Source organism: Cellulomonas humilata (assembly GCF_030814415.1).
GTDB classification, from domain to species: Bacteria; Actinomycetota; Actinomycetes; order Actinomycetales; family Cellulomonadaceae; genus Cellulomonas; species Cellulomonas humilata_A.
On sequence record NZ_JAUSVB010000001.1, the window covers coordinates 115,850 to 141,150 of the forward strand.

23 protein-coding genes are annotated in these 25,301 nt (G+C 73.0%); 15 read left to right on the forward strand and 8 right to left on the reverse strand.

The window, feature by feature from the left end:
• Positions 1–82: 82 nt before the first annotated feature.
• Positions 83–1,387 carry a multidrug effflux MFS transporter gene (locus J2X26_RS00505; protein ID WP_307488872.1) on the reverse strand — a complete coding sequence of 435 codons (1,305 nt, stop codon included), beginning with the start codon at positions 1,385–1,387 and terminating at the stop codon, positions 83–85.
• Between the two features lie 81 nt (positions 1,388–1,468).
• Between J2X26_RS00505 and J2X26_RS00510 the strand changes: the two genes are divergently transcribed.
• The gene (locus J2X26_RS00510; RefSeq protein WP_307488874.1) at positions 1,469–2,218 is read left to right on the forward strand and encodes an SOS response-associated peptidase; all 750 of its coding nucleotides are present in this window, start codon (positions 1,469–1,471) and stop codon (positions 2,216–2,218) included.
• Between the two features lie 55 nt (positions 2,219–2,273).
• Here J2X26_RS00510 and J2X26_RS00515 read toward each other — a convergent pair whose 3' ends face one another.
• Entirely contained in the window at positions 2,274–3,350 is a 1,077-nt protein-coding gene (locus tag J2X26_RS00515) for an adenylate/guanylate cyclase domain-containing protein (RefSeq protein WP_307488876.1), read from the reverse strand.
• Between the two features lie 14 nt (positions 3,351–3,364).
• On the reverse strand, positions 3,365–4,216 hold the full coding sequence (locus tag J2X26_RS00520) for a biotin--[acetyl-CoA-carboxylase] ligase (RefSeq protein WP_307488878.1): 852 nt from the start codon (positions 4,214–4,216) through the stop codon (positions 3,365–3,367).
• A gap of 105 nt (positions 4,217–4,321) precedes the next feature.
• Between J2X26_RS00520 and J2X26_RS00525 the strand changes: the two genes are divergently transcribed.
• The 4 genes from J2X26_RS00525 (at position 4,322) to J2X26_RS00540 (ending at position 8,511) form a co-directional block, all read left to right on the forward strand.
• The gene (locus J2X26_RS00525) at positions 4,322–5,923 is read left to right on the forward strand and encodes an acyl-CoA carboxylase subunit beta (RefSeq protein ID WP_307488881.1); all 1,602 of its coding nucleotides are present in this window, start codon (positions 4,322–4,324) and stop codon (positions 5,921–5,923) included.
• Positions 5,920–6,501, forward strand: coding sequence for a hypothetical protein (locus J2X26_RS00530; RefSeq protein WP_307488883.1), 582 nt, complete (start codon positions 5,920–5,922; stop codon positions 6,499–6,501). The genes J2X26_RS00525 and J2X26_RS00530 overlap by 4 nt, the downstream gene beginning before the upstream one ends.
• Positions 6,498–6,728: an acyl-CoA carboxylase subunit epsilon gene (locus tag J2X26_RS00535; protein WP_307488885.1), complete on the forward strand. Its 231-nt coding sequence runs from the start codon at positions 6,498–6,500 to the stop codon at positions 6,726–6,728. Before J2X26_RS00530 ends, J2X26_RS00535 begins: the two co-directional genes overlap by 4 nt.
• 130 nt (positions 6,729–6,858) lie before the next feature.
• Positions 6,859–8,511: a DUF885 domain-containing protein gene (locus J2X26_RS00540; protein ID WP_307490671.1), complete on the forward strand. Its 1,653-nt coding sequence runs from the start codon at positions 6,859–6,861 to the stop codon at positions 8,509–8,511.
• Between the two features lie 51 nt (positions 8,512–8,562).
• Here J2X26_RS00540 and J2X26_RS00545 read toward each other — a convergent pair whose 3' ends face one another.
• Complete coding sequence (locus tag J2X26_RS00545) at positions 8,563–9,258, reverse strand: vitamin K epoxide reductase family protein (RefSeq protein WP_307488886.1); 696 nt, start codon at positions 9,256–9,258, stop codon at positions 8,563–8,565.
• 170 nt (positions 9,259–9,428) lie between these two features.
• Here J2X26_RS00545 and J2X26_RS00550 point away from each other — a divergent pair, with 170 nt between their 5' ends.
• From J2X26_RS00550 to J2X26_RS00590, 9 genes are all read left to right on the forward strand, one after another.
• The gene (locus J2X26_RS00550; protein WP_307488888.1) at positions 9,429–10,070 is read left to right on the forward strand and encodes a Maf family protein; all 642 of its coding nucleotides are present in this window, start codon (positions 9,429–9,431) and stop codon (positions 10,068–10,070) included.
• A 115-nt stretch (positions 10,071–10,185) separates the two neighbouring features.
• Positions 10,186–10,665 (forward strand): aromatic ring-opening dioxygenase LigA, encoded by a 480-nt coding sequence (locus J2X26_RS00555; RefSeq protein ID WP_307488890.1) that lies wholly within the window; start codon positions 10,186–10,188, stop codon positions 10,663–10,665.
• A 209-nt stretch (positions 10,666–10,874) separates the two neighbouring features.
• On the forward strand, positions 10,875–12,674 hold the full coding sequence (locus tag J2X26_RS00560) for an ATP-binding protein (RefSeq protein ID WP_307488892.1): 1,800 nt from the start codon (positions 10,875–10,877) through the stop codon (positions 12,672–12,674).
• A 7-nt stretch (positions 12,675–12,681) separates the two neighbouring features.
• Positions 12,682–13,188: an NUDIX domain-containing protein gene (locus J2X26_RS00565; protein ID WP_307488894.1), complete on the forward strand. Its 507-nt coding sequence runs from the start codon at positions 12,682–12,684 to the stop codon at positions 13,186–13,188.
• Positions 13,189–13,301: 113 nt separating this feature from the next.
• Positions 13,302–14,183 carry an iron uptake transporter permease EfeU gene (gene efeU, locus J2X26_RS00570; protein ID WP_307488896.1) on the forward strand — a complete coding sequence of 294 codons (882 nt, stop codon included), beginning with the start codon at positions 13,302–13,304 and terminating at the stop codon, positions 14,181–14,183.
• A gap of 31 nt (positions 14,184–14,214) precedes the next feature.
• Entirely contained in the window at positions 14,215–15,426 is a 1,212-nt protein-coding gene (gene efeO / locus J2X26_RS00575; protein WP_307488898.1) for an iron uptake system protein EfeO, read from the forward strand.
• A gap of 65 nt (positions 15,427–15,491) precedes the next feature.
• Positions 15,492–16,817 carry an iron uptake transporter deferrochelatase/peroxidase subunit gene (efeB, locus tag J2X26_RS00580; RefSeq protein ID WP_307490673.1) on the forward strand — a complete coding sequence of 442 codons (1,326 nt, stop codon included), beginning with the start codon at positions 15,492–15,494 and terminating at the stop codon, positions 16,815–16,817.
• A gap of 23 nt (positions 16,818–16,840) precedes the next feature.
• On the forward strand, positions 16,841–18,799 hold the full coding sequence (locus tag J2X26_RS00585) for an endonuclease/exonuclease/phosphatase family protein (RefSeq protein WP_307488901.1): 1,959 nt from the start codon (positions 16,841–16,843) through the stop codon (positions 18,797–18,799).
• A gap of 40 nt (positions 18,800–18,839) precedes the next feature.
• A complete protein-coding gene (locus tag J2X26_RS00590; protein ID WP_307488903.1) occupies positions 18,840–21,176 on the forward strand; it encodes a glycoside hydrolase family 31 protein in 2,337 nt (778 codons plus the stop codon).
• 104 nt (positions 21,177–21,280) lie between these two features.
• Here the strand turns inward: J2X26_RS00590 and J2X26_RS00595 are convergent, their stop codons facing one another.
• From J2X26_RS00595 to J2X26_RS00610, 4 genes are read right to left on the reverse strand one after another with little or no spacing between them, the layout of a single operon-like run.
• A complete protein-coding gene (locus J2X26_RS00595) occupies positions 21,281–21,613 on the reverse strand; it encodes a type II toxin-antitoxin system PemK/MazF family toxin (protein ID WP_307488905.1) in 333 nt (110 codons plus the stop codon).
• Positions 21,610–21,879 (reverse strand): hypothetical protein, encoded by a 270-nt coding sequence (locus J2X26_RS00600; RefSeq protein WP_307488907.1) that lies wholly within the window; start codon positions 21,877–21,879, stop codon positions 21,610–21,612. Before J2X26_RS00600 ends, J2X26_RS00595 begins: the two co-directional genes overlap by 4 nt.
• Positions 21,880–21,907: 28 nt before the next feature.
• A complete protein-coding gene (locus J2X26_RS00605) occupies positions 21,908–22,921 on the reverse strand; it encodes a S66 family peptidase (RefSeq protein ID WP_307488908.1) in 1,014 nt (337 codons plus the stop codon).
• 9 nt (positions 22,922–22,930) lie between these two features.
• Positions 22,931–24,382, reverse strand: coding sequence for an NAD(P)H-quinone dehydrogenase (locus J2X26_RS00610; RefSeq protein ID WP_307488910.1), 1,452 nt, complete (start codon positions 24,380–24,382; stop codon positions 22,931–22,933).
• Between the two features lie 54 nt (positions 24,383–24,436).
• Between J2X26_RS00610 and J2X26_RS00615 the strand changes: the two genes are divergently transcribed.
• Positions 24,437–25,276: a purine-nucleoside phosphorylase gene (locus J2X26_RS00615; RefSeq protein ID WP_307488912.1), complete on the forward strand. Its 840-nt coding sequence runs from the start codon at positions 24,437–24,439 to the stop codon at positions 25,274–25,276.
• Positions 25,277–25,301: the final 25 nt, after the last annotated feature.

Genomic DNA, 25,301 nt, shown 5'->3' on the forward strand with positions numbered 1-25,301 from the left:
TTGTCCGGTGGCGGGCGAAACGCCTGATCAGCGCGTCACCCGAACGGGTCGGCGCGCCGGAGCCCGTCCGCGCGGGCGTCCCTCAGACGGCCCAGGCGCCGTCGCGGCGGTACGCGGGCGTGGCCAGCGCCAGCACCAGCAGGCCCGCCATGGACGCGCCGACCATCACGGCCGCCATCGCGACCGCGTCGCCGCCCAGCAGTCCTGACAGCGGGCTCACGAGCCCTGCGACACCGGCCTGCAGGGACCCGATGACCGCGGCGGCGGTCCCCGCGATCTCCCCGTGCCGGGTGAGCGCCAGCGCCGACGCGTTCGGCGGGACGAAGTTGACGAGCGCGAGGATCAGCCACAGCACCACGAGCAGCGCGATCAGCCCACCCCAGCCGGTCACCGCGAGGGCCAGCAGGACACCGGTGAGGCCGAGCGAGACCGGCAGCACCACGCGCACGATCCGGATCGGTGCGACCCGCCGCACCAGGGAAGCGTTCACCTGGGCACCCAGCACCAGACCGATGCCGTTGACCGCGAAGAGCAGGGAGAACTCGGTCGCCGACAGCCCGTAGCCCTCGCGGAGCACGAACGGCGACGCGACCACGTAGCTCATCAGTACGGCCATGCCGAGCCCGGGCAGGATGGCGAGCGCGACGAAGTGCCGGTCCCGGAGCAGCGAGCGGTAGCCGGACACCGCGGTGCGCAGGCCACCCTGCCGGCGCCGCGCGGGCGGCAGCGTCTCCGGGAGCCGACGCCAGACGACGACCCACAGCACGGCACCGAAGACCGCGAGCGCGACGAACACCGACCGCCACCCCCACTGCCCGGCGATGACCCCGCCCAGCGACGGTGCGAACAGGGGCGCGACGCCGATGACGAGCATGAGCCGGGACATGAGCCGCGATGCGTCGGCGCCGACGAACCGGTCGCGGATGATCGCCATCGCCACGACCGTGGCCGACGCGTTGAAGAAGCCCTGGACGGTGCGCAGCCCGATCAGCGGCAAGATGGCGGGTGCGATCGCGCACAGCAGCGACGTGATGACGTGCAGGACGACACCGATCAGCACCGGCTTGCGTCGGCCGAACCGGTCCGACAGCGGCCCGATGACCAGCTGCCCCACGGCGCCGCCGATGAGCATCGCCGTCATCGTCAGCTGCGCCGCCGTGGCTGACGTGTTCAGGTCACGCGCCACGTCCGGCAGCGACGGCAGGTACATGTCCGTGGACACGGCCGGCAGGGCGCACATCAGCCCCAGCATCAGGATGTACTTGGCGTTCGGACGGAACTGCGCGGTGGCCGCGGAGTCGACGGCCGGACCGACCCCGGGGGCCACGACAGCGGCGACGGGCTCGTGGCTGGTCGCGGCGGAGGGGGTGGTGGTGCGCAAGCTCATTGGACCGATTCTCCCACAAACAACGAATCGATTCGATCCGAGCGGGGTGTGATGTCACCGGCACCTGGCAGGCTTGGCCCCATGTGTGGTCGATATGCCTCCTTCCGCGAGGACCAGGCGCTGGCCGACGAGTTCGCCATCGCGACAATCGCCGACGACGTCCGGCTGCTGGGCCCGTCCTGGAACGTCGCGCCCACCGACGGCGTCCGCATGGTCGTCGAGCGCGCGGACAAGGAGACCGGGGAGATCACCCGGCAGCTGCGCGTCGCCCGCTGGGGCCTGGTGCCGTCGTGGGCGAAGGACATCTCCGTGGGCAGCCGGATGATCAACGCCCGCGTGGAGTCGCTCGAGGAGAAGTCGGCGTTCGCCCGTCCGTTCGCCGTCCGCCGCGCCCTGCTGCCCGCCGACGGCTACTACGAGTGGAAGAAGGCTGCACCCGGCGGGCCCGGGCCCGCAGGCAAGCGCAAGCAGCCGTTCTACCTGCACCCCGCCGACGGCGACCTCGTCGCGCTCGCGGGCCTGTACGAGTTCTGGAAGGACCCCACCAAGGCCGACGACGACCCCGCGCGGTGGGTGGTCAGCGCCACCGTCATCACCCGGCCGGCCTCCGACGAGCTCGCCCACATCCACGACCGCCAGCCCTTGATGCTGCGGTCCGACGCCTGGTCGGCCTGGCTCGACCCGGCCGTCGGCGCCGACGGCGCCCGCGAGCTGCTGGAGACGCCCGGGCCGGACATCGTCGCCACCCCGGTCTCGACGGCCGTCAACACCGTCGCCAACAACGGCCCGTCCCTGGTGGACGAGGTCGAACCGGAGGCGGACCCCGCGTAGGTCGGCGTCGCGGCGACCGCGCACTGTCGCGCCCAACCCGCGATCTAGGGACGGGTCAGGCCCCGGCAGCCTTCAACCGCACCGGCGCCACGGACCCGATCCCGGCGAGCCGCCGCGCAGGCCGGGGCTCGAGCACGAACCGCGGATCGGCGGACAGCACCGCGGCGGTCGCCTCGTCGACGAGCACGGTGCTGGGATCGGCGATGTCGGTGAGCCGAGCGGCCAGGTTCACGTCGGGCCCGAAGACGTCGCCGAACCGCGACAGCACCCGCCCCCACACGAGCCCGACCCGCACGGGAGTCACGCCACGCGCACCCTCGAAGAGCCCACCGGTCGTGGTCTCGCGGTCGACGTCGAGCTCCTTGCCGAGCGTGTCGGCCAGGTCGAGGGCGATCAGGGCACCGGTGGCGGCGCTGTCGGCGACGAACAGGATCGCGTCGCCGATCGTCTTCACGACACGGCCCCCGTTGGCGGAGACGATGTCGCGCGCTGCGGCCTCGAAGCGCTGGACGAACTGGGAGAGGTCGGTGGAGCCGAGCCCGGCGGTGCGGCGGGTGAAGGAGACCATGTCGGCGAACCCGACGGCGCGTGCCAGCGGCAGCACGGAGCGGTCGGGACCGGGGTCGCGGAGCTGGCCGAACTCGGCGGCGTAGCGGCCCGCGATCGCGGCGAGCTGTCGCCGGTAGGAGTGCACCAGCTGCGCCTCGAGGACGGGCGCCAGGGACGCGAGCCGGTCGAGCACGAGCAGCCGCGCGGAGGTGTCGTCGAGCTCGTACCGGCCGGCCATGTCCTCGACGAGGGCCTCGACCTGCCACAGGGCCAGGCGGTCCGAGGTGTGCCCCAGGGCACGGGTCACGGTGATGACGGTGCGCAGGTCCAGCCCGTGCTCGCGGACCAGGGCGGCGGCGCGGTCGATGGCCTCGGCGTCGCGCTCGGTGTAGACCGGCTCGTCCGGGTCGGCGTGCGGCAGGCCCATCGTGGTCCAGAAGCCGCGCACGACGTCGATGTCGATGCCGGCGCGCTGGGCCAGGTCGTGCGCGCTGAGGGTGCGGGGGCCGCCGAGCAGCTCGGCGTCCAGCTCCCCGACCGTCGACTCGAGGAAGTCGAGGTCCTGCGATCGATCGTCCGGCACGGGACGAGGGTAGTTCACCCGGCGGAGCGGACGTGGCGTACGTCACCCGCGAGAACGCGGTGGGGCACGCCGTCGTCGTCGACGACCACGAGGGCTCCGTCGTCGTCGAGCCGCGCGGCGACGCCGCTCACGGACCCGTCGCCCGGCAGCTCCACGCGCACCCGGGTGCCGAGGGTGCTGCACACGGCGGCGACCTCGCCGGCCAGGCCGGAGCCGGCGGCGTCCCCGCCGGAGTCCCGCCACCGCTGGGCGACCTCGAGCTGCGCCGCGACGAGGGCGACGAGCATCCCCTCCCGGTCCACGTGCTGCGCCCCCGCGAGCGCGAGGGACGTCGCACTCTCCACGGGAAGCTCGTCGGCCCCCTGCAGGACGTTGATCCCGATCCCGATGACGACCGCGGGCGGCTGCCCGGCCGGCAGCGCGACGACCTCCGTGAGGATCCCGCCGACCTTGCGCGCCTCTCCCCAGCCCTCGACCTCGGTGTCGGCGGGCACCAGGAGGTCGTTGGGCCACTTCAGCGTGGCGGCGACGCCCGCCGTGGCCCGCAGCGCGTTGACGGCGCCGAGGCCGGCAAGCAGCGAGATCCAGCCGAAGGACGAGGCGGGGACGGGCGGGTGCACGACGAAGCTGCAGGTCAACGACGTCCCAGGAGGCGTCTCCCACGTGCGGCCGGCGCGGCCGCGACCGCCGGTCTGGTGCTCCGCGACGAGCACGCTCGCGTCCGGCCAGGAGGTCGGGTCGGCACGCAGCGCGTCGGCGAGGTCGGTGTTGGTGGACGCGGTGACGTCGACCACCTCGACCCGGGTCAGCGGACCGGCGGGAGCAAGCAGGAGGTCGCGGAGCTCGGCGACGCGAAGGAGGGGCACGACGAACATGATGGCCCGCCTTGTGGGAACCCGACACCCCGACGCGGGCAACACCGTGATCCGCCTGCACGTGCATGGAGGGCTCCGACAACTAGCCTCGGTCGAGTGACTGACACGCAGCAGCCCGTCGAGACGGCCCCGCGCACCACGGCCGCCAAGCTGGCCGACCTCGCAGAACGGTACGAGGCGGCCGCCGCCGCGGAGCAGGGAGCCGTCGACAAGCAGCACGCGCGCGGCAAGCGGTCCGCCCGCGAGCGCATCGAGCAGCTCCTGGACCCGGGCTCGTTCACCGAGCTCGACGCGTTCGTCCGGCACCGCTCGACCAACTTCGGCCTCGACAAGAAGCGCGTGCCCGGCGACGGCGTCGTCGTCGGGCACGGCACGGTCGACGGCCGCCCGGTGTGCATCTACTCGCAGGACTTCACGGTCTTCGGCGGCAGCCTGGGTGAGGTGCACGGCCAGAAGATCACCAAGGTGATGGACCTGGCGCTGCGCACGGGCGTCCCGCTGATCGGGATCAGCGACGGCGGCGGCGCCCGGATCCAGGAGGGCGTGGCGGGCCTGACGCAGTTCGCGGAGATCTTCCGTCGCAACGTCGCCGCGTCCGGGGTGATCCCGCAGATCAGCCTGATCCTGGGCCCGTCGGCGGGTGGCGCGGTGTACTCCCCGGCGCTGACGGACTTCATCGTCATGGCCGACGGCACGTCGAACATGTTCATCACGGGTCCCGACGTCATCCGCGCGGTCACCGGCGAGGACGTCGGGTTCGAGGAGCTGGGTGGGGCGACGACGCACAACACGCGCTCCGGCGTCGCGCACTACATGGCGTCCGACGAGGACGACGCGCTCGACTACGTGCGCTCCCTGCTCATCTACCTCCCGCAGAACAACCTCACGGACCCGCTGACGTTCGACCACGAGGCCGACCTGGAGGTCGGCGAGGTCGACGAGGAGCTCGACTCGCTGCTGCCCGACTCGGACAACCAGCCGTACGACATGCGGACCGTCCTGGAGCACGTGCTGGACGACGGGGTCCTGCTGGAGGTCCAGCCGCTGTACGCGAAGAACGTGCTGATCGGCTTCGGGCACGTGGAGGGGCACCCCGTCGGGATCGTCGCCAACCAGCCACTGCAGATGGCGGGCACGCTCGACATCAACGCCGCCGAGAAGGCCGCGCGCTTCGTGCGGACGTGCGACGCGTTCAACATCCCGGTGCTCACGTTCGTCGACGTCCCCGGCTTCCTGCCGGGCACGGACCAGGAGTGGAACGGCATCATCCGGCGCGGCGCCAAGCTCATCTACGCGTACGCCGAGGCCACCGTCCCGCTCGTCACCGTCATCACCCGCAAGGCGTACGGTGGCGCGTACATCGTCATGGGCTCCAAGCAGCTCGGTGCCGACGTGAACCTGGCGTGGCCGACCGCGCAGATCGCCGTCATGGGTGCCGGCGGCGCGGTGAACATCCTGCAGCGTGGCGCCCTGAAGTCCGTCGCGGACGCGGGCGGCGACGCCGAGGCCGAGCGTCGGCGGCTGACGGCCGAGTACGAGGAGGCGATCGTGAACCCCTGGGACGCAGCCGACCGCGGGTACGTGGACGCGGTCGTCGCGCCGTCGCAGACCCGCGTCGAGATCACCAAGGCCCTGCGCCTGCTGCGCACGAAGCGGGCGAGCCTGCCCCCCAAGAAGCACGGGAACATCCCCCTGTGAGCGAGCACGAGCACGACGAGCACGGCGGTCACGACGACCCCGCGCACGGCCCCGAGCCGCTGGTCGGCGTCGACGCGACGGACCTGCACGCGGCCGTCGCCGCCCTGGCCGTCGCGCTGCACGGGTACGTCGACGCGGCGGTGGGTGTCCGCGCCGAGTTCGGGTCGCGGGAGGCCGACGAGGATCCCCGGATCCTGGTGCTGGAGTCGGAGATCGGCGGGCTCAACGCGCAGCTGTACGACCTGCTGCACGAGCGTCTGGGCCTGCACGCCGACCTCACGGGCATGTCGTGGGGCGACGACGAGCACGGCGACGCGGACGCACCGCGCAGCGACGCCGAGATCGACACGTTCCACCTCGGCTTCGTCGTCGGACCGCCGCCGGGGACGTCGGACCTGTCGCTGGAGTCCGTCCTGGACGTCGTCGAGCAGGGTGGCGCGGACCTGGCGCAGCGGCTGGTCGACGCCGGGTTCGAGGTCGGCGAGTGGGGCGCGTCCCGCGGGGCAGCGGTCGCCTTCGAGGAGGACGACGACGAGGACGATGACGACGAGGACGACGACGTGACGGGGAGCGCATGAGCACGCGCGACGCCGACGTGCAGGTGGTCCGGGGCACCCCGGACGACCTGGAGCTGGCCGCCCTCGTAGCGGGCCTGATGGCTGCGGCCTCCGAGCGTGCGCGGCTGGCCGAGGAGCGGGACCACGCGGTCGCCGCACCCTGGGCGGACCGTCGCCGGACGATGCGCGGCAGCCGCGTCGGCCTGCGCCCCGGCCCCGACGCGTGGCGCTGGAGCCTGCGCGCCTGAGCGCTCGGGATCGCCGGTACCCGCCGGTAGGGTCGAGCGGGTGACGACGACGCCCACCACCCCGCCTTCCCGCCTGGACGCGCTCACCGAGCGCGCACCCTCCCCGATCGACACGATCGCGGAGGCGTACATGACCCAGTACGCGACCCTCGACCCGCTGGCGGCCACCAGCATGGGGATCGCGGGCCACGACCACGAGATGACCGACCACTCCCCGGCCGGTCTCGAGGCCCGCGCGGAGCTCACCAGGAGCACCCTGCAGGCGCTGGACGGCGCCTCCCCGACGGACGAGATCGACCAGATCACGCTCGCCGCGATGCGCGAGCGGCTCGGCCTGGAGCTCGAGCTGCACGAGGCGGGCGAGTTCCTGCGGTACCTGAACAACATCGCCTCCCCGGTCCAGAACCTGCGCGACGTGTTCGACGTGATGCCGACCGACGACGTCGAGGCGTGGTCGAACATCGCGGCCCGGCTGAACGCGCTGCCGTTCGCGGTCGACGGCTACATCGAGTCGCTGCAGCTCGCCGCGAGCAGGGGTGCCGTCGCCGCGGTCCGCCAGGTCGACGAGGCCGCCCGTCAGGCCGAGGAGCTGGCCGACCCGGCGACGTCGTTCTTCACCACCTTCATCACGGGCGCCGACGTCGACGCCGTCCTGGACGACTCGGCCGCGTGCTCCCTGGTCCGCGCCGAGCTGGAGCACGGCGCCACCGCGGCGCGCGGTGCGTACGCGACCCTGGCGGCGTTCCTGCGCGACGAGCTGTCGCCGCAGGCCCCGCAGGAGGACGCGGCCGGCCGCGAGCGCTACGCCCTGTGGTCGCGCGCGTTCCTCGGCGCGACCGTCGACCTGGAGGAGACGTACCAGTGGGGGCTCGAGGAGCTCGCCCGGGTCGTCGCCGAGCAGGAGGCCGTCGCCGCGCAGATCGCCGGGCCGGGCGCGACCGTCGCGGACGCCGTGGCCAAGCTCGACGAGGATCCCGACCGCAGGCTGGACGGCACGGCGGAGCTCCAGGCGTGGATGCAGGAGACGTCGGACGCGGCGATCGCGGCCCTCGACGGCACGCACTTCGCCATCCCCGTCCCGGTGCTCACCCTCGAGTGCCGCATCGCCCCGACGCAGAACGGCGGCATCTACTACACGGGTCCCAGCGACGACTTCAGCCGCCCGGGCCGCATGTGGTGGTCGGTCCCGCCGGAGGTCACCACCTTCAACACCTGGCGCGAGAAGACGACCGTCTACCACGAGGGCGTCCCCGGCCACCACCTGCAGATCGGCCAGGCCGTCTTCCAGCGCGCGACGCTGAACACGTGGCGCCGGCTGGCGTGCTGGACGTCGGGCTACGGCGAGGGCTGGGCCCTGTACGCCGAGCGTCTGATGGCCGACCTCGGCTTCCTCGACGACCCGGGCGACCGGCTGGGCATGCTCGACGGCCAGCGGATGCGCGCCGCCCGCGTGGTGTTCGACCTGGGCATCCACCTCGGGCTCGAGGCGCCCGAGGAGTGGGGCGGCGGGACCTGGGACGCCGACAAGGGCTGGGAGTTCCTCCTGGCCAACGTGAACATGCCCGAGGCGTTCATCCGGTTCGAGTGGAACCGGTACCTGGGCTGGCCTGGCCAGGCGCCCTCGTACAAGATCGGCCAGCGCCTCTGGGAGCAGACGCGTGACGCCGCGGCCGCCGAGGCGGAGGCGAAGGGCGAGGAGTTCGACCGGCGCGCCTTCCACGCCCGCGCGCTGAGCATGGGCGCCCTGCCGCTGGACGTGCTGAAGACGGCGTTCGCGGGCTGAACGAGCGAAGGGCCGGTGGCAGCGCGCCACCGGCCCTTCGTGCGTCCGCGGTCAGGCGAGGATGATCGAGCCGTACTTCACCAGGATCGCGACCGCCAGCAGCACGATGAGCGCGATGGTGACGAACCAGTCGTTGCCGTGGTCGACGAAGCGCCGGGCGGCCGGACCCCAGCGACCGGGGAACGTGATCGCGCCCTCACGGACGTTCAGCCGGGTCAGCCCGGCCCACACGAGCGTCGTCGTGACGGTGATGAGCAGGCACCAGGGGCACAGTGCCCCGATGACGACGTACGCCTCGTAGAACAGCCACCAGGCGAACAGGAAGCCGAGCGTGTAGATCACCTGCGCGCCCAGCATGAACCAGCGCGGGAACACCACGCGTCCGAGGATGGCCACAGCCACCGTGATGACCACGGCCTCGGCGGCGATGCCGAGGTAGGCGTTGGGGAACCCGAACAGCGACGCCTGCCAGCTCTGCGCGACGATGCTGCAGCTGATCACCGAGTTGAGGTCGCAGCCCAGCGACGCCGTCGGGTCCAGCGCGAGCGTGAGGGCCTCGATCGAGAGCACGAACGACGCGAGCAGGCCGATCGCGCCGGAGACGACCATCTCGAGCGCCGTCCGCGTCCGCCACGCGTTCGACGGTGGCTCCAGCAGGTCCGGGTCGGGGTCGATCTCGTCGTACTCGTCGACGTCGTCGATGTCGTCATCCGTCGCTCGTGCCGACGACCTCGTCGCGTCACCCACGGTGTCTCCTCGCGTCCCTCGTGACCTCGGACCGGCGGTACCGCCCGCCGCACCCGACCACAGCGCGCCCATTGTGCCCTGATGCCCTGTTCGAGGTGCACGGTCGGAGGTCCCGAGATCGCAAGGTCCGGGGTCTCGTACGGCGGCCGGTCGAACTAGGCTCGCCACCCGTGACCCGTCTGCTGCTCGCCTCCGCCTCGCCCGCCCGCCGCGCCACCCTGCTCGCCGCCGGGATCGAGCCGCTCGTCGCCGTGTCGAGGGTCGACGAGGATGCGGTCCTCGCTGCCGCCCACGAGCGGTTCGGTGGGCTGGACCCCGCGGACGCGGTGCTGCTGCTGGCGCAGGCGAAGGTGGAGGACGTCTCGCGGAACCTCCCCGACGAGCTCGAGGACGCGGACGACCTGCTCCTGCTGGGCTGCGACTCGATGCTGGAGCTGGACGGCGAGATCTACGGCAAGCCCGTGGACGCTGCCGAGGCGACGACCCGGTGGCGCGCGATGCGCGGACGGTCGGGCGTGCTGCACACCGGGCACTGGCTCATGGACGAGCGCAGCGTGCCGGCGATGCTCGGAGCCACGTCGTCGACGACGGTGCGGTTCGCGGACCTCTCCGACGAGGAGGTCGACGCGTACGTCGCCACGGGCGAGCCGCTCGCGGTGGCCGGCGCGTTCACGATCGACGGCCTCGGCGGCCCGTTCGTCGAGCGGATCGAGGGCGACCACCACGGGGTCGTCGGCCTGAGCCTCCCGCTGCTGCGGGAGCTCCTCGGCGAGGTGGGCGTGAGCATCCCGGACCTGTGGCGAAAGGCGTGACCTAGGTCCCTAACGGGGCACGCCACCGGCACGCGACGATCGTCCCGTGGGCCAGCCCGAGAGGCCCATCGGAGCCCGGGTAGGCCGGGTCCGCGATGGGCGCCCAAGGACTCTCATGTCGACCCAGCCAGTAGCACCGAGCAATCGCTTCGTCCGCATCTCCGGCCTCCTGGCGATCATCGCCGGCGCCGTGTTCATCATCGCCGGAGGCGTGACGTGGGGCGCGGTCTCGACGCACCTCGCCGCCGAGAACATCACGGTCGCCGACGACGCCGCGGCCTTCGCCGGGCAGACCGTCGACACGCCGTGGGAGGCGTACGCACAGGCGGAGATCATCAACCACCACGCCCTCGAGGCGACGGGCGGCAAGACGTACGCCGAGCTCGACAAGGAGGACCCGCTGCGCGCCGTCGCGATGAACGGCTCCTTCCTGCGGGCGTCGCTGTTCACCTCGGTGGTCGCGTTCGGCGTCGCCGCCCTGGTCGTGGGCGTCGGCGTGGTCTTCGGGATGATCGGCTTCGCCCTGCGGCGCCTCGCCCCGGCGGTCACGATCGCTCCCGCGCAGACCGACGAGAACCGTCTCGCCAGCGTCTGACGCACGCTCTGCGAGCCCGGCCCCACACGGGGCCGGGCTCGCTCTTCTTGTGGTGACCTGACAACCGGCCCACCGCACAGGCGTCGTCACGAGCCCGGCGTCTGAGGATCCCTACAAGGAGCCCACGACGACCTTGGCCGGATCGACAGTCTTGCCCGGGCACGCCGCGCGCGCGTCGGTGCGGATCGTCGAGGGCGTTACGGTGAGCCGTGCCCGCTATCTCCAAGGTCCTCATCGCCAACCGCGGTGAGATCGCCGTCCGCATCGCCCGTGCCTGTCGCGACGCCCGGATCGGTTCCGTCGCCGTCTACGCCGACACCGACCGCGAGGCGCTGCACGTGCGTGTCGCGGACGAGGCGTTCGCGCTGAACGGCGCCCGCGCGGCCGAGACGTACCTCGACATCCCCAAGCTGCTCGACGTCGCGCGGCGCTCCGGGGCCGACGCCGTGCACCCCGGATACGGCTTCCTCGCCGAGAACGCCGGCTTCGCGCAGGCCGTCATCGACGCAGGCCTGGTCTGGATCGGTCCCCCGCCGTCGGCCATCGACGCCCTCGGGGACAAGGTCAGCGCACGCCACATCGCGCAGCGCGCCGGCGCACCGCTGGTCGCCGGCACGCCGGACCCCGTGGCAGGCGTGGAGGAGATCCATGCGTTCGTCGCGGAGCACGGCCTGCCCGTCGCCATCAAGGCGGCGTTCGGCGGCGGTGGCCGTGGCCTGAAGGTCGCCCGCGAGTCGAGCGAGATCGACGAGATGTTCGAGTCCGCCACCCGCGAGGCGGTCGCGGCGTTCGGGCGCGGCGAGTGCTTCGTCGAGCGGTACCTCGACCGTCCGCGGCACGTCGAGACGCAGTGCCTCGCGGACCAGCACGGCACGGTCGTCGTGGTCTCCACCCGCGACTGCTCGTTGCAGCGCCGGCACCAGAAGCTGGTCGAGGAGGCGCCCGCCCCGTTCCTCACCGACGCGCAGAACACCCAGCTGGTGGAGTCGTCGAAGGCGATCCTGCGCGAGGCCGGGTACGTCGGCGCCGGGACCTGCGAGTTCCTGGTCTCCGCCGACGGGATCATCTCGTTCCTCGAGGTCAACACGCGTCTGCAGGTCGAGCACCCGGTCACCGAGGAGATCAGCGGCGTCGACCTGGTCCGCGAGCAGCTGCGCATCGCGTCGGGCGAGCCGCTCGGCTACGACCACGTGGAGTCCCGGGGCCACTCGATCGAGTTCCGCATCAACGGTGAGGACCCGGGCAAGGGCTTCCTGCCGGCCCCCGGCCGGATCACCCGGCTGCGGTTCCCGTCGGGTCCCGGGGTGCGCGTCGACTCCGGGGTGGTCGAGGGTGACAGCGTCTCCGGTCTCTTCGACTCGATGATCGCCAAGGTGATCGTGACGGGCGCCGACCGCCCGCAGGCGCTCGCGCGGGCTCGTCGCGCGCTGGCCGAGCTCGAGGTCGTCGGCATCCCGACGGTCGTCCCGTTCCACCGCGCGGTGCTCGACGCCGAGGCGTACGCCCCGGCCGACCCCGCGCAGCCGTTCTCGGTGCACACGCGCTGGATCGAGACGGAGTTCGCCGAGACGGTCGCGGGGCTCAGCGCCGCGCCCGAGCCGACGCAGGACGAGGACGACGAGCCGGCTGCGCTCGAGCGCGTGGTGGTCGAGGTCGGCGGCAAGCGCCTCGAGGTCGTCCTGCCGGCGGCGCTGGCCCTGGGCCGCGGACCCGGCAGCGCCGGTCGCGGCACGTCCGGCCCGTCCGCCCGGCGACCCGTGCGCCGCGTGGCGCGCGCCGCGAGCAACGGCAACGGCACGACGCTGAGCTCGCCCATGCAGGGCACGATCGTCAAGGTCGCCGTCGCCGAGGGCGCCACCGTGGCCGAGGGGGACCTCGTGGTCGTCCTCGAGGCCATGAAGATGGAGCAGCCGCTCGTGGCGCACCGCGCCGGCACGGTCACGGCACTGTCCGCGGGCGTCGGGTCCAGCGTGAGCGCCGGCACGGCCATCTGCGAGATCGTCGGCTGACCCGGGCGTGAGCGACGCGCCTCCGTTCCACCGCCAGCGCCAGCCGGGTGACGGCTGGGTCGAGTGTGCGTGCGGCCGCCGGCACTGGGGCCTGCACGGCGCCGCGGGGCTGCTGCTGGTGCGCCGCGACGCCGACGGCTCCCCGGTCGCCGTCGTGCTGCAGCACCGGGCGCTGTGGAGCGACCAGGGCGGCACGTGGGGTGTGCCGGGCGGCGCGCGGATGCCGGGTGAGTCCCCGGAGCACGCGGCGCTGCGGGAGGCCGAGGAAGAGGCCGGGATCGACCGTGTGAGCGTCCGGCTGCGCGAGTCGCGGGTGCTGCAGCACGACGACTGGTCCTACACGACGGTGATCGCCGACGAGGTCAGCCCTGTCTCCCCCACCGTCACCGACGCCGAGAGCGTCGAGCTGCGCTGGGTGCCGGTCGGCGAGGTCGCCGACCTCCCGCTGCTCCCCGCGTTCGCCGCGGCGTGGCCGCACCTCCTCGACCGGCTGGTGGCCCTCGGCGGCCGGTGACCCGCATCACAGGTCCGATCCTGGGATCGCGTCGCGCCCGACTTGTTCCGGGGAGTAGTCTCCGCCAGGTGAGGTAAGGCTCGCCTCATCACTCCCCAGCCGAAAGCCGCTCCATGCTCGCCAACTACCTGATCGGCCTGCGCGAAGGCCTCGAGGCCGCGCTGGTCGTCAGCATCCTCGTCGCCTACCTGGTCAAGACCGACCGTCGCGACCACCTGCCCGCGCTGTGGGCCGGCGTCGGCATCGCGATCGCGGTCTCGCTCGGGTTCGGCGCGCTGCTCACCTTCGGCCCCTCGGGGCTGTCGTTCGAGGCGCAGGAGGCCATCGGCGGGACGTTGTCGATCGTCGCGGTCGGCCTGGTCACCTGGATGATCTTCTGGATGGCGCGGACGGCGCGGCACATGAAGTCCGACCTGCACCACAAGCTGGACGACGCGCTCAGCGCCGGCAAGAAGGCCGTCGTCGTCGTCGCGATGCTCGCCGTGGGGCGTGAGGGTCTGGAGACCGCGCTGTTCCTGTGGGCGAGCGCGCAGGCCACCAGCGGCACGGCCGTGAACGCGAGCCCGAACCTCGCCCCGCTGGTCGGTGCGGCCCTCGGCCTCGGCACGGCGGTGCTGTTCGGCTGGCTCATCTACCGGGGCGCGCTGCGCCTCAACATGCGCGTGTTCTTCGCCTGGACCGGCCTGTTCCTCGTGGTCATCGCCGCGGGCGTGCTCGCGTACGGGGTGCACGACCTGCAGGAGGCCGGGATCCTGCCCGGCCTGAACAACCTCGCGTTCGACGTCTCCGCGACGATCCCCCCGAGCAGCTGGTACGGCACCGTGCTCAAGGGCGTCTTCAACTTCTCGCCGGCCACGACGTGGCTCCAGCTGTTCGCCTGGACGGCCTACCTCGTGCCGACGATGTACTTCTTCATCCGCACCACGTGGGGCTCCGCGCCCGCGCGGCCGACGGCCCCCGCCGTCCAGCCTGCCGTCCGCGCCTCCGCCGCCTGACCCCCGTCGCCGCTCTTCTCCGAGGAGACCCATGTCCCGCCGCTCCACCGTCGTCGCCGCTGCCCTGGCCGCGCTCGTCCTGCCGCTCGCTGCGGCCTGTGTCCCCAACGCCCCCGATGACTCCTCAGGGGCCGGCGCGTCCGGCGGTGCGGGCGTGCTGACGGTGACCTCCACGGCGGACGCGTGCGAGGTGTCCGCGGCCGAGGTCGACTCCGGCACGGTGCGGTTCGCGGTGACCAACGACGGCGACGACGTCACCGAGTTCTACCTGCTGGGCGACGACGGTCTGCGCGTGATCTCCGAGGTCGAGAACGTCGGCCCCGGCCTCACCCGGGACCTCGTCGTCCAGGTCAAGCCCGGCACGTACTACACGGCCTGCAAGCCCGGCATGGTCGGCGACGGCATCCGCGCGGAGTTCACCGTGAACGACAGCGGCGTCGAGGTGGGACCCAGCGGTGACACCGCGGACCAGCTCGCGGCCGCGGAGGCGTCCTACGTCGCGTACGTGAAGGACCAGGTGGGCTCGCTCATCGCCGGCACGGAGGAGTTCGCCGCCGCGTACACCGCGCGCGACGACGAGACCGCCAAGTCCCTGTACGCCGACACGCGCGCGCACTGGGAGCGGGTCGAGCCCGTCGCGGAGTCGTTCGGTGACCTGGACCCGCTGCTCGACCTGCGCGAGGCGGACGTCGAGGAGGGCGCCACCTGGAGCGGCTGGCACCTCATCGAGAAGGACCTCTGGCAGCCGTCGCCCGAGGCCAACGGCGGAGTCGCCTACGTGCCGCTGACCCAGGAGCAGCGCGAGTCCGCCGCGGCCGACCTGGTGACGTACACCCAGCAGCTGGTCGACGAGGTCAACTCCCCCGACTTCACGTTCGAGGCCTTCCAGATCGCCAACGGCGCCAAGGAGCTGCTCGACGAGGTCGCCACCGGCAAGGTCACCGGCGAGGAGGAGATCTGGTCGCACACCGACCTGTGGGACTTCCAGGCGAACGTCGACGGCGCGCGCGTGGGCTACGAGGTGCTCGCCGACGTCGTCGAGGCCGAGAACCCCGAGCTCGCCGACACGCTGGCCACCCGGTTCGAGGAGATCGACGCGCTGCTCGCCGAGCAGGGCTCGCTCGAGACCGGCTTCACCTACTACGACGAGCTGACGGAGGCGCAGGTCAAGGCCCTCGCCGCCGCGGTCGACGCCCTGTCCGAGCCGCTGTCCCAGCTCACCGCCACGGTGACCGGAGCCTGACCGAAGGAGTGCCTGTGTCCGCCCCCACGGACCCGCAGGACGAACCCACCGCGACGAGCAGCGGCATGTCCCGGCGCGCCGTGCTCGGCCTCGGCGGCGGCCTCGCCGCCGCCGGGGTCGTCGCCGGCTTCGGGCTCGGTCGCGCGACGGCGCCTGCACCGGCTGTGGCGAGCACGGCCGCCGGCACCTACCCGTTCACGGGCGCGCACCAGGCGGGCATCGTCACGCCCGCGCAGGACCGGCTCTACCTGGCCGCGTTCGACCTCACGACGACGTCCCGCGACGAGCTGGTCGAGCTGCTCCGCCGGTGGACCACGATCGCCGCGCGGCTCACCCAGGGGCTGTCGGCCGGGCCGTTCGGGCCGGCGTCGGGACCGTACGACGCACCCCCGGACGACACCGGCGAGGCCGCGGACCTGCCGCCGGCGGGGCTGACGATCACGTTCGGCTTCGGCCGGTCGATGTTCGTCGGCACCCCCGGACCCGACGGGACCCCCGGCGAGGACCGGTTCGGCCTCGCGGACCGCCTGCCCGACGGGCTCGTCGAGCTCCCGCACTTCGCGGCCGACGACCTCGATCCCGCGCGCAGCGACGGCGACCTGGTGGTCCAGGCGTGCGCGGACGACCCGCAGGTCGCGGTGCACGCCATCCGCAACCTGTCCCGGGCCGCCTTCGGCACCGCGACGATCCGGTGGACGCAGCTCGGGTACGGCCGCACGTCGTCCACGAGCACCGCGCAGAAGACGCCGCGCAACCTGTTCGGGTTCAAGGACGGCACAGCGAACGTCAAGGCGGAGGAGAGCGACGCGCTCGAGGAGCACGTGTGGGTGCCCGCCACTGACACCGAGGCCTCATCGGCCTGGCTCGCCGGCGGCTCCTACCTCGTCGCCCGCCGGATCCGGATGCGCATCGAGACCTGGGACCGCACCTCGCTGCGCGAGCAGGAGAACCTCGTCGGCCGCACCAAGGGCGAGGGTGCGCCGCTGTCGGGCGGCACCGAGTTCACCGAGCCGGACTTCGCGAAGGAGGGCCGCGACGGCGCGCCGCTCATCGCGGTCGACTCGCACGTCCGCCTGGCGCACCCGTCGACCCACGACGGCGCCCGCATGCTGCGCCGCGGCTACAACTTCACCGACGGCAACGACTCGCTCGGCCGGCTCGACGCGGGGCTGTTCTTCCTCGCGTTCGTGCGCGACCCGCGCACCCACTACATCCCCGTGCAGTCGATGCTGTCGCGCGACGACGTCCTCATGGAGTACCTCACGCACACCGGCTCCGGGCTGTTCGCGGTGCCACCGGGCGTGCCGGACGGCGCACTGGTCACGGGCGAGGACGGCACGCCGGTGACCACGGAGAAGAGCCCGTTCGTGGGGCAGCAGCTGTTCGCCTGACCCCGCGGGGTAATCTCGCGCGCGTGACGTCCACGCCGCCTGCCGACTCCCCCGTCCGGACGCCGCCCGACGCCGGCACCCCGACGCGGGTCTGGCTCGTCGCCTTGCTGACCGTCCTGTGCGTCGAGATGATCCGCGCGAGCGGTCCGCTGCTGGACCGGGCGTTCGCGGCCGGCGTCGTGAACGCCGCAGCGACCGCGCTGGGCACGTACGCGGCCGCCGGGCTCGTCGCGGCCCTCCTGCTGCTCGCAGTCCGCCGCACGTCGGGGACGCCCGACGCCCGCACCCTGCTGGTCGGCTCCGCCGTGCTGGGGACACTGCGCCTCGTCATCCAGGCCCTCGACGGCGGAGCGCTGTTCGTCGTCGGCCTGGTCACCGTCGCCGTGGCGGTCGGCGTGCTGACGCTCGCGGTCGCGTTCGTCGCGGGCCGCCCCGCGGGAGGCCGTCAGGCGGCCATCGGGCTGATGATCGGCTGCGGCCTGTCCGTCGGGCTCCAGCTGGTGCTCGGGACGTGGGACGCGGTGTGGCGCGACGGGTGGACCGGCTGGGTGGTCGCCGTGGTCCTCTCGGTCGGGGTCGTCGTGACCGCCCGCGGGCTCGTCGCGTTCACCGCCGCGTCGTCGTCGGAGGCCACGGGTCGCCCGCGCCGCCTGTGGGTGCTCGGGCTGTTCCTGGCGATCGCCGCGATGATCGTCGCGAACCCTGCGTTCGTGGCCTCGCAGTCCGGGGTCGCGCTCGGGTGGGCGGGGCTCGTGGTCGTCGTCGCGAACGCGCTCGGCGCCTGGACCCTGCTGCGGCCCGACCCGTGGCCGGGCGGGGTGCGCGTGGGTGCCGCCGTGCTGCTGGTCGCGGGCGTCGGGTGCGCGCTGTGGCTCACCGGGATCGCGGCGCTGGTGGCCGTCGTGGTGCTCCAGCTGACGCTCGGCATCGTGCTGTCCGCGGCGCTCAGCGCCCACCGGCCCGCCCCGCGCGGGATCCCGCGCGCGGGCGCCGCGGCGCTGGTGGTCGGGCTCGGCGCCATCGGCCCGCTGCTGCTCTACATGCTCGACTACGACGTCCCGCTGCCGGTCGACAACGTCTGGGTGATCGTCCTCGCCGCGCTCGGCCTGGCGCTGTCCGGCCTGCGCCGGCGCACCCCGGGGGCGGTCCCCGCGCTCACCAGCCCCGACCGGCTGCCCGCCCGGACCAGCTCCGTGCGGCTGCTGATCCTGCCCGCGGTGGTCCTTGCCGCGATCGGGCTGGTGCCGTCGACCACGAGCACGACGGGTGCCGACGTGCCCGCGCGGGCGGCCGACGAGCCGCTGACGCTGGTCGACTGGAACCTGCACTACGGCGTCTCGCCGCTGACGGCGGTGGACCTGGAGGGCATCGCGGTGACCATCGAGGCGGAGGACCCCGACGTCGTCACGCTGCAGGAGGTCCAGCGCGGCTGGGTGTTCGGGGGCGGGTCCGACATGGCCACCTGGCTGGCGCACCGGCTGGACATGACCATCCACTTCGCGCCCGCGGCGGACCACCAGTTCGGCAACGCGGTCCTGGCGCGGTCGGAGCTGACCGACGTCGTCGTCCATCCCCTCCCGTACGGCGCCGGCCCGCAGAGCCGCTCGGCCCTGTCGACCACGCTGACCACGGCCGACGGCACGCCGCTGCGCGTGACGTCGATCCACACGCAGCACCGCGAGTCGAACACGCCGACCCGGCTGGACCAGCTGGAGGCGCTCGCCGAGGCGGAGCCGGTCACGCCGCCGGCGATCCTGGCCGGCGACTTCAACGCGGAGCCGGGCTGGCCGGAGATCGAGCTGCTGGAGGCAGCGGGCTGGGTCCCGGCCGACGACGAGATGCTCACGTCACCGGCCATCGATCCCGCGTACAAGATCGACTGGGTGTTCGGGCAGGGCGTGACGTTCCTCCAGACCAGCGCCGCGGTCACCCCCCTGTCCGACCACCGCCCCCTGGTCGCCGAGTTCTCCGTCGACGACTGACCCGGACGACGCGAGCCCCACCCCGGGGCACACTCGACTCATGACGTCGCGTCCGCCCCTGCCCTCGCGCCCGGTCGCCGACCCCCGCGCGGTCGTCGTCGGACCGACGTACCGCATCTCGGTGCTCACCGACGGGCTCGTGCGGCTCGAGCACTCGGCCGACGGCGTGTTCGAGGACCGCGCGTCGACGTTCGCGCTGAACCGCGACCTGCCGGTGCCCGACTTCCGGGTCATCGAGACCGAGACGCACGTCGAGGTGGTCACCGCCAGGTTCCACCTCGTCTACGACCGCCGCCCGTTCAGCACGAGCGGCCTCAGCCTGGCGGTGCTCGGCGGCATCAGCTCGTACCACTCCGTCTGGCGGTACGGCGAGGATCCGTCCGGGTTGGGTGGTACCGCGCGCACCCTCGACCTGGCCGACGGCGCGATCCCGCTGGAACCCGGCGTCGTGTCCCGGCAGGGCTTCGCGGTCCTCGAGGACTCCCGCTCGATGGTCTTCGACGACGAGGGCTGGGTCTCACCGCGCGACGGGTCCCGGACCGACCTGTACGTGTTCGCGTACGGCCACGACTACCCCGCCGCCATCCAGGCGTTCTACGCGGTCTCCGGCCCGACTCCCCTGCTCCCCCGGTTCGCCCTCGGCAACTGGTGGAGCCGCTTCCACCGGTACACCGCCGAGAGCTACTCGACGCTCCTCGACCGGTTCGACGCCGAGGGCATCCCGTTCTCCGTCGCCGTGATCGACATGGACTGGCACGTCACCGACGTGGACCCCGCCCTCGGCAGCGGCTGGACCGGCTACACGTGGAACCGGTCGCTGTTCCCCGACCCGGCGGCGTTCCTGGCCTCCGTGCACGAGCGCGGACTGCGCGTGACGCTGAACGTGCACCCCGCCGACGGGGTCCGGCCCCACGAGGACGCGTTCCCGGCGATGGCCGCGGCGCTCGGCCGCACGACGGACGACGCGATCCCGTTCGACGTCACCGACCGCGCGTTCCTCGACGCCTACTTCGACGTGCTGCATCGCGGCCTCGAGGACGACGGCGTCGACTTCTGGTGGCTCGACTGGCAGTCCGGTCCGCACTCGCGCGTCGCCGGCATCGACCCGCTGTGGATGCTCAACCACTTCCACTTCCTCGACAGCGCGCGGGACGGTCGTCGGCCCCTGACGTTCTCCCGCTACGCCGGCCCCGGCAGCCACCGCTACCCCGTCGGGTTCAGCGGCGACACCGTCATCTCGTGGGCGTCCCTGGCGTTCCAGCCGTACTTCACGGCCACGGCGTCCAACATCGGCTACGGCTGGTGGAGCCATGACATCGGCGGCCACATGTTCGGCGGCAAGGACGACGAGCTGGCCACGCGCTGGGTGCAGCTCGGGGTGTTCTCGCCGATCCTGCGCCTGCACTCGGGCGCCAACCCCTTCACCGCGAAGGAGCCGTGGACGTTCGAGCCCGCCGCACGCGCGGTGATGACCGAGCACCTGCGCCTGCGCCACCGTCTGCTGCCGTACCTGCACACCATGAACCACCGCGCCGCGTCCGGGGGACGCCCTCTGGTGGAGCCGCTGTACCACCGGTGGCCGTCGGCGGACGAGGCGTACGACCAGCCGAACCAGTTCCTGTTCGGCAGCGAGCTGGTGGTTGCGCCGCTGACGACGCCCGCCGACCTGCGCACCCGGCTCGCCTCTGTCCGGGCCTGGCTGCCCGCGGGCACCTGGGTCGACCTGTTCACGGGAGTCGTCTACGACGGCGGCCGCGAGCTGCTGCTGCACCGCGACCTGACCAGCATCCCTGTGCTCGCGGCGGCCGGCGCGATCGTCCCGCTCGACGGCGCACCGGTCCCCGGGAACGACCCGGCGAACCCGGCGTCGCTCGAGGTCCTGGTCGTCGTCGGCGCGGACGGGTCGTTCACGCTGGTCGAGGACGACGGTGGCGACGGGGTCGCCCGCACGACGCTGACCTACTCCCAGGGCACTTTCACCGTGCACCCGGCCGACGGTGTCCTCGCGGCGTTGCCCGCGACGCGCACGTGGACCGTGACGTTCCTGGCGTTCGACGGCACCCCGGAGGTCCCCGGGTTCGCCGGCCGGCTGGAGCGTCACGACGGTCGCGTCTCGGTGACCGTCGACGACGTCCCGGTCGACGCCACGCTCAGGGTCGAGCTCGGTCCGGACCCGCAGCTCGCCCCGAACGACGTGGCCGACCGCCTGTTCACCCTGCTGGACCGCGCCCAGATCAGCTACGACCTCAAGACCCGCATCCACCAGATCGCGACGTCGGACGCCCCGCTGTCGGTCCGCGCGTCCCACCTGCAGTCCCTCGCGCTGGACCCCCCGCTCGCGACAGCAGTCGGCGAGCTCCTCCTGGCTCGCACCTGACCGATCCACAGATCCCGTTCACAGCAGTCGGGGCCGGTCCGAACCCGACCTGGGTGCCGTGAACCGACCGCGTGCCGATACCCGTGTCGGGTTCGTCGCCCGGCTCAGAGTCCGAGCAGTCTCCGGACGGCCTGCTCCACGCCCAGGACCACGAGCGGGTCGGCCGACCCGAACCGCGACACGAGGCGCAGCGGCGAGATCGCGGCGGTGTCCTCGCACCGTGCGTAGCTCGTCGCCTTCAGCCCTGAGCCGCCCGGTTCGATCTCGATCCGGGTCGGGGAGACCCAGGGCGTCCTGGTGATCGGAACGACCGTGACGACGGGCGGGTTCGAGTCCAGCCACGGCTGCGCGCTGAGCACGAGGACGGGCCGGGTGCCGCCCTGCTCGTGCCCGACAGGCCGCCCGAGGTCGGCGAGGTAGATGTCGCCGCGCCTCACCAGTCGCCCGCAGCGCTGATCTGCTCGTCGGCGTCGTCGGCGAGGTTCTCGCGCAGCGTGGCGATCCCGGCGTCCCGCTGCACCGAGCGCTGCTCGTCGGTCACGTGGGCGTTCGCCTCGTGCACCTGCTGCCAGAACGTCTGCTCGTCAGCCCGGTCGAGCGCGTGCACCAGGGCCCCAGCCAGCGAGGTGCCCTCCAGGGCCGCGAGCGCAGCCAGCCGATCACGAACGTCCTTGGGCACCTTGATGGTAGTCATCGTGGACATACCCTGAGGGTACCCAGAGGTATACCGACTACACCAGGTGCTGGACCAGCGTCCCCGCGCCCGAGGGGTCGATCGCGACCTCCGCCAGGGCGCCGTTGACCAGGGCGAGCTGTGGCGGGACGTGGCCGAGGTCCACGTCGTACAGCACGGGGATGTCGAGCCCGCCGAGCGCGTCTCGTACCGCGTCGGCCTGCGTGTAGTCCGACGAGTCCGGCGCGCTGCTCCGGCCGACCAGGATGCCCGTCGCGCGGTCGAACCAGCCGGCGAGCCGCAGGTGGTGCAGCATCCGCGCGGCGGTGTACGCACCGACCTCCGCGACCTCGACGTAGACGAGCAGGTCGTCCCCGGGAGCGAACGCGTCGAGGTTCCCGTACGGGGTGCCCGGCAGCATCGAGATCGTCTCCAGACAGCCGCCGAGCAGGCGTCCGCGCAGCGTGCCGACGTCGCCGTCCCCGAGGGTGCGCCAGCGCGTCGGCCGCGTGAGCACGAGCTCGGTCACCGCCGGATCCGACTCGAAGTCCGGCCACTGCTCCTGACTGTGGCTCGCCGAGCCCTGCGTGAGGGTCGCACCGGCAGGGGCTGTCGCGACATCCAGCCAGTGCAGCAGGGGCGAGGCCACCCGGAAGGGCGTGTCCATCAGCCCGGGCCCGTGCAGGGTCGCTACGCCGGTGAGCAGCGTCAGCGGGAGCAGCAGCGTGCTGGTGTCGGAGTAGCCGACGAGCCACGTCGGCTCGGCGTCCCCGATCGCCGCGAAGTCGAGGAGCGGCAGCAGGTCGATCGCCAGCTCGCCGCCCCACGGCGGCACGACCGCCCGGATGCGTGGGTCGAGCAGCATCGCGGTCAGCTCGGCGGCGCGGTCGGCAGCCGGTGCGCTCGTCGGGCCCGTCCCGTCCATGCACTGCCCGACCTCGACCTCGAACCCGCAGCGCCGCAGGTGCTCGACGCAGACGTCGAGCCGCGGCCGCAGGTTGTCCGGCACGCCCGAGGACGGCGACGTGACGCCGATGACGTCACCGGGGCTCAGGGGCGCGGGGTAGCGCATGTCAGCGGATCAGTCGTCGATGCGGTGGTGGAGGATGCGGGCGACCTCGGCGATCGTGCCGGACATGGACGGGTACACCGTCGCGGTCTCGGCCAGCTGGTCGGTCGTCAGGCGGTGCGTCACGGCGAGCGTCAGCGGGTAGATCGACTCGCTGGCGCGCGGGCCGACCACCACGGCGCCGAGCACGGTCCCCGTGCCCGCGTGGGCGAAGATCTTGATGAACCCGTCGCGGACGCCGAGCATCTTGGCGCGGGGGTTGCGGGCCAGCGGCAGCATGCTGACGGAGTACTTCACACCCTGCTCCTGCAGGCGCGCCTCGGACGAGCCGACGGTCGCGATCTCGGGCGAGGTGAAGATGTTCGCGGACACCCCTCGCAGCGACAGCGGCTTCACGGCGTCGCCGAGCGCGTGCGCCATCGCGAGCCGGCCCTGCATGGCCGCGACGGACGCCAGGGGCAGCACCCCGGTGACGTCACCGGCGGCGTAGATCCCGCGGACGTTGGTGCGCGAGACCTTGTCCACCTCGATGTGCCCGGACGGCGTGAGCCGGACGCCGGCCTCCTCGAGGCCCAGGCCCGCCGTGGTGGGGATCGAGCCGACCGCGAACAGGACGTGGGACCCCTCGATGACGCGGCCGTCGGCGAGGGTGACCTCGACGCCGTCGGCGGTCCGCTGGGCGCCCGCGGCACGCGACCGGGACATGACCGTCATGCCGCGGTGCTTGAACACGTCCTCCAGCAGCTGGGCGGCGTCCGCGTCCTCCCCCGGCAGCACGCGGTCGCGGCTGGAGACGAGGACGACGTCGGCGCCGAGCGAGGTGTACGCACCGGCGAACTCGGCCCCGGTCACGCCCGAGCCGACGACGATCAGCCGCTTCGGCAGGGTGTCGAGGTCGTAGAGCTGGGTCCAGGTCAGGATCCGCTCGCCGTCCGGCCGTGCGGTGTCGAGGGTGCGGGGGGTCGCACCGGTGGAGACCAGGACGGCGTCCGCCTCGAGCGTGAGGTCCTCGACCCCGTCCTGCCGGGTCACGACGACGCGCGAGGGGCCGTCGAGCCGCCCGTGCCCGAGCACGATCTTCACGCCCTCGCGCTCCAGGCGCGCGCGGATGTCGGCGGACTGCGCGGCCGCGAGCGCCTTGACGCGCGTGTTCACGGCGGCCAGGTCGATGCGGTGCCGCAGCTGCTCGAGCGTCCCTCCGACCGCACTGGACAGCGGCGTGCCGTCGAGCCGGATGCCCAGCTCGGGCGCGCGGTCCGCGATCGTCATCCACTCGGCGGTGGCGATGAGCGTCTTGGAGGGAACCACGTCGGTCAGCACCGCGGCGCCGCCCAGCCCGGCGGCCTCGACGACGGTGACGTCCGCCCCGAGCCGACGGCCGACGAGGGCCGCCTCGTAGCCTCCGGGTCCGCCGCCGACGATGACGACGCGGGCGGCGGGCGATTCGGGCGCAGGGGTGCTCACGACAACCCATTCTGCCCGTCCGGCGGCCGGCGGCCAGCGCGTTAGCCTCGGTCCATGAGCGACGTCACACCGGCCCCTGACCTCGACGACCCCGCGACCGACCCGTTCGACGTCGCCCGAGCCGCCGCCGCGTACATCGCGCAGGCCACGGGTGTGGAGCGCCACCACGTGGCCCTCGTCCTCGGCTCCGGCTGGGGCGGTGCCGCGGAGCTGCTGGGCGAGACCGTCGCGGAGCTGCCCAGCCACGACGTCCCCGGGTTCGCCGCACCGGCCGTGGTCGGGCACGTCGGCACCATCCGGTCCATCCGGATCGAGGGCACCGACCGCCACGCGCTGGTCCTCGGCTCGCGCACCCACCTGTACGAGGGCCGTGGGGTGCGCCGCGTGGTGCACGGGGTCCGGACAGCGGCCGCGACGGGGGCGTCGACCATCGTCCTGACCAACGGCTGCGGCGGGCTCAACCCCCTGTGGGGCCCTGGCACGCCGGTGCTGATCAACGACCACCTCAACCTCACAGCGACGTCCCCGCTCGAGGGTGCGACGTTCATCGACCTGACCGACCTGTACTCCAGCCGTCTGCGGGCCGTCGCGCGCGAGGTCGACCCGACGCTCGACGAGGGCGTCTACGTGCAGTTCCGCGGACCGCACTACGAGACGCCGGCCGAGGTCAGGATGGCGGGGACGCTCGGTGGCGACCTCGTCGGCATGTCGACCACCCTGGAGGCGATCGCGGCCCGGCAGGCGAAGCTCGAGGTGCTCGGCATCTCGCTCGTCACCAACCTCGCCGCCGGCATCAGCCCCGAGCCGCTGTCGCACGAGGAGGTCCTCGAGGCCGGTCGCGCCGCGGGCCCGCGGATCAGCGCGCTGCTCGCGCAGATCGTGCGGCGGCTCTAGCACAGCGAGGAGCAGGGAAACGCTG

Bases quoted from the DNA above. Each gene is read 5' to 3' on its own strand.
- efeU (WP_307488896.1), top strand. From the start codon at position 13,302: ATGCTCGCCAACTACCTGATCGGCCTGCGCGAAGGCCTCGAGGCCGCG.
- J2X26_RS00605 (WP_307488908.1), bottom strand. From the start codon at position 22,921: ATGCGCTACCCCGCGCCCCTGAGCCCCGGTGACGTCATCGGCGTCACG.
- J2X26_RS00505 (WP_307488872.1), bottom strand. From the start codon at position 1,387: ATGAGCTTGCGCACCACCACCCCCTCCGCCGCGACCAGCCACGAGCCC.
- J2X26_RS00540 (WP_307490671.1), top strand. From the start codon at position 6,859: ATGACCCAGTACGCGACCCTCGACCCGCTGGCGGCCACCAGCATGGGG.
- efeO (WP_307488898.1), top strand. From the start codon at position 14,215: ATGTCCCGCCGCTCCACCGTCGTCGCCGCTGCCCTGGCCGCGCTCGTC.
- J2X26_RS00615 (WP_307488912.1), top strand. From the start codon at position 24,437: ATGAGCGACGTCACACCGGCCCCTGACCTCGACGACCCCGCGACCGAC.
- J2X26_RS00510 (WP_307488874.1), top strand. From the start codon at position 1,469: ATGTGTGGTCGATATGCCTCCTTCCGCGAGGACCAGGCGCTGGCCGAC.
- J2X26_RS00590 (WP_307488903.1), top strand. From the start codon at position 18,840: ATGACGTCGCGTCCGCCCCTGCCCTCGCGCCCGGTCGCCGACCCCCGC.
- J2X26_RS00535 (WP_307488885.1), top strand. From the start codon at position 6,498: ATGAGCACGCGCGACGCCGACGTGCAGGTGGTCCGGGGCACCCCGGAC.
- J2X26_RS00555 (WP_307488890.1), top strand. From the start codon at position 10,186: ATGTCGACCCAGCCAGTAGCACCGAGCAATCGCTTCGTCCGCATCTCC.
- J2X26_RS00600 (WP_307488907.1), bottom strand. From the start codon at position 21,879: ATGTCCACGATGACTACCATCAAGGTGCCCAAGGACGTTCGTGATCGG.
- efeB (WP_307490673.1), top strand. From the start codon at position 15,492: ATGTCCCGGCGCGCCGTGCTCGGCCTCGGCGGCGGCCTCGCCGCCGCC.